Source organism: Azospirillum sp. UFLA03-27, assembly GCF_059803775.1.
In genome coordinates, this window is record NZ_JAUQTX010000323.1 from 1 (window position 1) to 6,297 (window position 6,297).

The window sequence follows — 6,297 nt, forward strand, 5'->3', positions numbered from 1 at the left end:
CAAACTCACCTCACCCCTTAGGTGACTTACGCATATATTTACTATAACTTGTCGCAGCGTGGCGCTGAGTTTATCAATCTCTATTGATGTGTAAATATCTTGATTGTTCTCATGAATTATTTCTGATGCAGTTTGCATTTCATGAATGGCCCTTCGGGAGAAGAGTATCTGCCTGCCATCATTTGCTGTTGAGAAATCGAGGGAAATTTCTTCCGGATTTACATTACCGTTATTAATTCGGCAAATATCATTGACGATTTCTCGCAGAATATCACTTAATTTCACTTCTGTCTCCAAGTATTTATTCAGAACTGCCGTTCGAAGCGGCTGGCTTAATAGGTTGATTTCCGGTTTCACCCGCTCCACTCCAGCAGCTGCTGTGTCGCTTTGAGCATCAGCCGCTTGGCGGCCACCGCCTCCAGGACCGGTTTCAAGCCGACCAAGCCATCAAGTACCGCATCCACCGGCAGTGACGCCGCCGCCTCGCGGCCGAACCGGCGCGCCAGGACATCGCCGCCCCGGAGATATGCCCGCTCCCACCAGTCCGTAATCCGGTCGCCGCACCGGTCCAGCAGATCGGCCGAGACGAGACGGTCCGCCTTCCAGTGCCGGTTCACGCGGGCGTCGGCAGGCATCAGGTTCCACAGGTCGGCGTTGGGCCATGCGGAGAACGGCAGGCAGTGGTCGATGTCCAGGCCTTCCTGCCGCAGTTTCCGGCCTGTCCACACGCAGAAGACCGGCTGCCCGGCATCGAACATGGCGGCGGTCAGGCGCCGGACCTCGGCTGTGCCGCGCTGGGGATCGAGCCAAGCGAGAGCCTCGGCGATATGCCCTTCAGGGACGGAACGGCCTTGCCGGGCAAGGTACTGCTGCATCAGCCGCGTCCACTCCATGGTGAGCGCGGGCTCGATCCAGGTGTTCAGTCGGGTCAAGGCATGCCAGACGTTCAACGGAATCCGGAAATCGCCTACTGACCACAGATAGGCTGCGTCCAGCACAAGCCGTTCACCGATGCGCGGGCCGCGCCGGGTCACGGCATCGAACACCTGCCGGTCGCTGCCCGGGTACGTGATGTAGTGCGCGGGCATGTCGGTAATCGTGCGCGCGGCATCCCGAACGGCCGCGGCCACCGCGTGGCCCCTGTCCCCCAGGAACTCGGCGCCGACCCGGAGCTCCGGCGGCGCGGTGCCAGCGAGCCGTCGGAAGGGTTCCTTGACGAAGCCCAGCCCAGCCCCGTTCCGGCTGGTCGGCGTCTGCGGCAAATCAGCCGCGACCAGCGGCAGGAACATCCTGATCCAATAGAGGGCGATCAGCCCGAGCGGGAGAACCACGCCATCATCGCCGTCGGCCATGGCGAGGCCAGGAGAGGCATCTGCCGCCCGCGCGACCACGCGCAGTAGAGCCAGCTTGTAGCTGCTGGATTTCGCGTCGTTGAGGACGATGTGCCGGATCAGCGGCAACGCGCCGGTGCCATCGTCCGCCAACTGGACAACGACGGTTTCCCAGCTGACGTCCGACCGGCCGAGGCGGTCTGGCGTCTTGATGACCCGGCTGACCATGGCGCCATGCTCGGCTGCGAGGCGCTCGATCTCGGCGCGGCTTACGGGAAGCATCGGCCGTTCCGGATCGCTCGGCCCATGCCGCATGCTGACGATCATCCGGCCACCCGGCTTCAGCAGCGTCACCAGCTTCCGGAAAGCACGCCGCCGGTCAGCTGGGGACACATGCATCCAGACGGCAGCCAGCAGGATTAGGTCGAACACCATGCCGGTGCGGTGGACCCGCTCCAGTCCCGGAAGCCGGTCATCCAACCATCGGATTCCGGTTGCCGTGTGCCTGCGGGCGGCCGCCTCGCGCATTCCAGCCGCCGGTTCGACGGCGACAACGGAATGGCCGCGGCCCGCCAGCCAAGCCGCGTCGCGGCCGGACCCTGCACCGACATCCAGCACCGCTGACGGCTGGTACGGAATCAGGTCGAGGACGTCGGCGTAGAGCTCCTCGAAGGCGACGGTCTCGTACTGGGCGACGAACTCCTGGGCGCGCCGTGAGTATGCCGCCACGGTGTCCCCGTCCGGCGTCGTATCGAGATGCTCCGGTGCTGTCGGATGAAGATCGGTCATGACCAAACACTGCCGTGCTGGCAGGGAAGATAGGAGCCGCCTCGACACCATTGCCGAGAGGCGGGACCATCCAGCTCGCCTCGGCCGGCGGAAAGCAGTTGCCGAATCATGCCGCCTTAGCCCGCGCCGAAGACATCCTCAAGCGGAGCCCCCGCCATAGGCGCATCGCCGATCTCACCTTGATGAAGAGGCCGATCAGGAACGACATCGCGCCGAGGATGGCGGCGATCAGGGCCAATATCAGCTTCGCGGTGATCTTTACGATATGGGCCATCGCCGAAAACACGCGCTTCCCGGCAAGGCGGAATGCGCCGCTTATCGGCTTTCCCAGGGCGTTTGCCGCCCGCTCTGCATCTTGCAGTTCCTTGACGTTGTCGACATGGCGCAAGATGACAAGCGTCCTGGAAGGCGATGTCACCTTGCTGACCCGGGCCACCGACGCAAGTACGCTCTGCACCTCCCTCGTGTCGACACGGGCGGCGTGGCTGCGGGCGGCTCTCGCCAGATCGTCGACCCGGTACCAAGGGATCCCAGCCACCGATTGCCGAAACCCAGAGGTGTTGACCGCGCGGGCGACGATCCAGGAAAGCTCATCTTGGAACCGGACGGTCAGCTTGCCAGTCTTTTTTGCCAGCTTGGCCAGGGAGATGCCCGTCTTGATCGGCAGGGCGCCTCCCGCCGTGACCACGGTCGCCGCTGACATCGACACTCCGGCTATCGACAGCCCCAGCACCAGATCGTCGACCGGCTCGTCTCGCACAATGCGCGACGCCTGCTCCGTCAGGTCACGAATGTCGCCGACCACTGTGAAATCCGAGGCGATCGCGGCAGCCATTCCGACAGTCCCCTCCCCTTCGCCGGTCACGAACCCCATCGCGGCCCGCCGGATGTTCCTTTCCGCAGCGCGCAGGCTCGAGTTCTCGTCCGCAAAACGGGTACGCAGCGCGGGGTCAACCGGCACCTGGAGGAGATCGGCGACGTCGAGATAGTCTTCGGCCTCCTCGGGTGCGTCACGGTCCAACGCCGACACGATCTGCTGCTCGAGGCGCTCCTTGGGAGCGACCTGCCTCAGCATGGTGATGAGAGCGTCCCGTACATCGGCGTCGGTCGGAACGGTGTCGGTCAGCGAGACAGTAAACGGCGTCACGATTATGGCGACTGAAAGCCCGGCGACCATCATTCGACGTGCCAGCCGGGCCGTGGCCGCCAAGCCCATTTGCGAGCGGCCTCCTGAGTTGGCGGGGACTGAGGAAGGAAACCGATTCACTGGACGATCGCCGTGGAACGGTGGCGGGCAGATGTCATGGTTAGGCTGCCTTCCTGAACCGCTCGAACCGGACTGCGAGCCGGTCAGGATCGGGCTTCATCAGGTCCTCGCGCGGCATCCGGATCAGCTGTCCTTTCAATGCTTTCAGGCCGAGCTCCAGCATCGGTCCGTCATGCTGCTCGAGCAGGCGTTCGGAGATGTGGATGCGATGGTCGGGGTCAATACTGATTAAATCCGCATCGTAGGCTGCGTGATGCAGTCTGCTCATACAGATGCCATTGCGGATGTCCGGCTGCCCACGCTCGATGTCGCCGTCGGGGATGATGTGGGCGGCATCCACCAATCGCACCTCAGGCAACCCGGTCAGCGCACACCGGCCGCCATAGGCCGCCACCACGCGCTCCCGGAACGCCGACTGGTGCAGTCGCTGCTTGACTTGCCTCAGAGCATACCGGCGCTCGTCCGGATTTGGCGGCGTCCAGAGGGTGGCGGTGTCTGCGAGAGGCTTCGGGGCGAGCTTCACCGACAGGGCCTTCGGATCCCACTCCACGACGTAAGCCGGGAAGATCGGCTCGTATATCGCTGGGGCGACGCCAAAGAAGTAGATGATCGGCAGTTGCCTGTCCCTGGCGTCGCGAAGGAGCCTGTTTTGCCTGCTGTCGGGATCGGTGCCGTTGAAGGCATAGGACAGCCCATCCGCCGCCATCGCCAACTTGGCTTCGGATTCAAGCTGGTCGTGATACCAGGCCCGCCGCCCGGCACGCGGAACCACCGTTGTAACGCTCAGCACGCCCGTCATCGAAGCCGGTTTGAAGATGCCCTCGGCCTTCGTAGCGAAATGAATTCGCGCGCCCTCGTGGACGAAGCCCTCGTTGACCACGCTCCATGGCAACGAACCGCCATGCAGCTGCACCAACAGCCTCAGGCGCTCGAAGGCTGCAAGCCGGAAAGAGGCGTCGGGATCGTTCATCGGTCCATGGGCGTCAGTTCAGACGTCGAAGGGTAGCAGCTTCCTCGCCGCCGTACAGGCGGATTGTACTCTCTCGAGAGGGCTCCCGCGTCGGATGTGAACCGCTCCCACATCAGCGATGTACGCAGCCCATGGCTGACCGAATGATCGAAAGACTGGCGGGCCTTTTAACGAAACGTGCGCTGCTGAAGGAGCTCATCAGCCTCGAACCGCGCTCTTGAAGGCTGCCGACAGGGCAGCAAGCGCGGCACGCGGTTGGCCGTCCCTGACCCTGGTGTGCAGAACCACGGGCAGACGCGGAAGGACCGGAAGCCCCAGCCGCGGGCCGACGTCGACGGCACCGAACGGTACCATGCGTGGCGACAATGCCGCGACGCCAAGTCCGGCCATGACGGCTGCCGCCACTGCGGTCACACCGCCACCGACGAAAATCTCCGTCCACGGCATGCCCGCCGCGTCGAGAAGCTCCCCCGCCAACGCCCGTACGCCACAGGGCTCGGCCATCGTGGCGATCGGCAACGGTTCGTCCGCCCGATGTTGCCAGCTTGGCGCCGCGAACCAGCCGAACTGCTCTTCGGTAATGAGCTCCCCGTCGTTGCGCTCCGCATGCAAGCGGACGATCACCGTGTCGAGTTCCCGACGGTCGAAACTCTGGAGCAGGTCACCCGATGACCCAATCCGGATCTCGATCACCAACTGCGGATCCTGTGCGTTCATCCGGGCAATCAGCGCGGGGAGCTCCGGTCCCGCCACATGGTCGCTGATTCCGATGGCAATGCGCTGGCGTTCCCGCGTCAGCGAGGCAAGCGCACGATCATGCGCCTCCAGCAAGTCGCGGGCATGATCCAGGAAGGCGGCGCCGCGTGCCGACAGCTGAACATAACGCGGCGTCCGCTCGAACAGGCGGCAGCCGAGCCGCTCTTCGAGGCGCTTCAGCTTCAAGCTAACCGCGGCCTGCGTCGTCCCGGTGGCCTCTGCCGCGCGCGTGAAGCTCTCCAGTTCGGCGATGCGTACGAAAGCCCGCACCGCATCAAGATCGAGAGACGGCCCAATCATTTCAAAACGTTATCTCAGATATTGAAATTCATAGCGTATGAAAATGACTGACCCAGGGCTATTGTCAAGGCGGACATAACGGAAAGGACTTGCAATGCCGCTCGTTCACATCTCACTGCGTGTCGGAAAACCGGAAGCGTATCGGCAGGCAATCTTCGATGGTCTGTACCGCGCCATGCACGAGACCTTCAACGTGCCCGAAGACGATCAGTTCATGACCATCACCGAGCATGACGCCGCAAACTTCCGCTATAGCGCATCTTATCTTGGGGTCGGCCGAGGCGATGACCTCGTCTACATCCAGATCACCGCGAACAACACTCGGACCGTGGAGCAGAAGAAGGCGCTGTTCCAGCGGATCATGGAACTGCTCGGCGAGGACCCTGGCATCCGGCCACAGGATGTGTTCGTGAACATCGTCGAAGTGGCAAAGGAGAATTGGTCGCTCGGGAACGGCGTCGCGCAATATGCTTGAAGCAGCGAACCTGTTCCCATCACAAGGCTGATAAAATCGAGCGCTTCGAAGACGGCCGCATCCCTGCCGGTAGCGGTGGCTAATCCTGCCCGAGGTGGCCAAACGTCGGGCGGCTGCCGTAGGCGGTGCGAAGTGCCATCGGTCGAGGCCATCAAGCCCGGGTTGGCCTCCACACTCGAGGCTGCTCGCGAGCCAGTCCCGAGCCGGAACGGGCCAGCTTGGTGCTTGTTCTGGGAAACGGTATCCTTTGCCCCCACACCGTTTTCCGCCGGAGACGTCGATGTTCGAAGGCTTCCGTCTTGAGATGGTGGATCTGCCGGAGGCTACCTTACCAGGATGCGGAAAAAGGGCTGTGCACGGCCGGTTGGTCGTGATTCTTTTCGGTTGAGGAGAACACGGCCGACGAGGG

The 6,297-nt window shown here is 63.1% G+C and carries 6 protein-coding genes; 1 reads left to right on the top strand and 5 read right to left on the bottom strand.

From position 1 onward, the window contains the following. From Q4I23_RS29465 to Q4I23_RS29485, 5 genes are all read right to left on the bottom strand, one after another. A partial coding sequence (locus tag Q4I23_RS29465; RefSeq protein ID WP_498528570.1) for a hypothetical protein occupies positions 1-357 on the bottom strand: 357 nt, incomplete at its 3' end. Then, positions 354-2,120, bottom strand: coding sequence for a class I SAM-dependent methyltransferase (locus tag Q4I23_RS29470; RefSeq protein WP_498528571.1), 1,767 nt, complete (start codon positions 2,118-2,120; stop codon positions 354-356). The genes Q4I23_RS29465 and Q4I23_RS29470, both read right to left, overlap by 4 nt. Positions 2,121-2,226: 106 nt before the next feature. After that, a complete protein-coding gene (locus tag Q4I23_RS29475; RefSeq protein WP_498528572.1) occupies positions 2,227-3,336 on the bottom strand; it encodes a hypothetical protein in 1,110 nt (369 codons plus the stop codon). A 91-nt stretch (positions 3,337-3,427) separates the two neighbouring features. Continuing rightward, a complete protein-coding gene (locus tag Q4I23_RS29480) occupies positions 3,428-4,357 on the bottom strand; it encodes an HNH endonuclease (RefSeq protein ID WP_149651357.1) in 930 nt (309 codons plus the stop codon). 198 nt (positions 4,358-4,555) lie between these two features. Further along, positions 4,556-5,413 (bottom strand): LysR family transcriptional regulator, encoded by an 858-nt coding sequence (locus Q4I23_RS29485; RefSeq protein ID WP_149651358.1) that lies wholly within the window; start codon positions 5,411-5,413, stop codon positions 4,556-4,558. Between the two features lie 94 nt (positions 5,414-5,507). Here Q4I23_RS29485 and Q4I23_RS29490 point away from each other — a divergent pair, with 94 nt between their 5' ends. Continuing rightward, on the top strand, positions 5,508-5,888 hold the full coding sequence (locus tag Q4I23_RS29490; protein WP_149651359.1) for a tautomerase family protein: 381 nt from the start codon (positions 5,508-5,510) through the stop codon (positions 5,886-5,888). Positions 5,889-6,297: the final 409 nt, after the last annotated feature.

Excerpts from the sequence above, each read along its gene's own strand:
- Q4I23_RS29480 (WP_149651357.1), bottom strand. The coding sequence starts at position 4,357 with ATGAACGATCCCGACGCCTCTTTCCGGCTTGCAGCCTTCGAGCGCCTG.
- Q4I23_RS29470 (WP_498528571.1), bottom strand. The coding sequence starts at position 2,120 with ATGACCGATCTTCATCCGACAGCACCGGAGCATCTCGATACGACGCCG.
- Q4I23_RS29490 (WP_149651359.1), top strand. The coding sequence starts at position 5,508 with ATGCCGCTCGTTCACATCTCACTGCGTGTCGGAAAACCGGAAGCGTAT.
- Q4I23_RS29485 (WP_149651358.1), bottom strand. The coding sequence starts at position 5,413 with ATGATTGGGCCGTCTCTCGATCTTGATGCGGTGCGGGCTTTCGTACGC.
- Q4I23_RS29475 (WP_498528572.1), bottom strand. The coding sequence starts at position 3,336 with ATGGGCTTGGCGGCCACGGCCCGGCTGGCACGTCGAATGATGGTCGCC.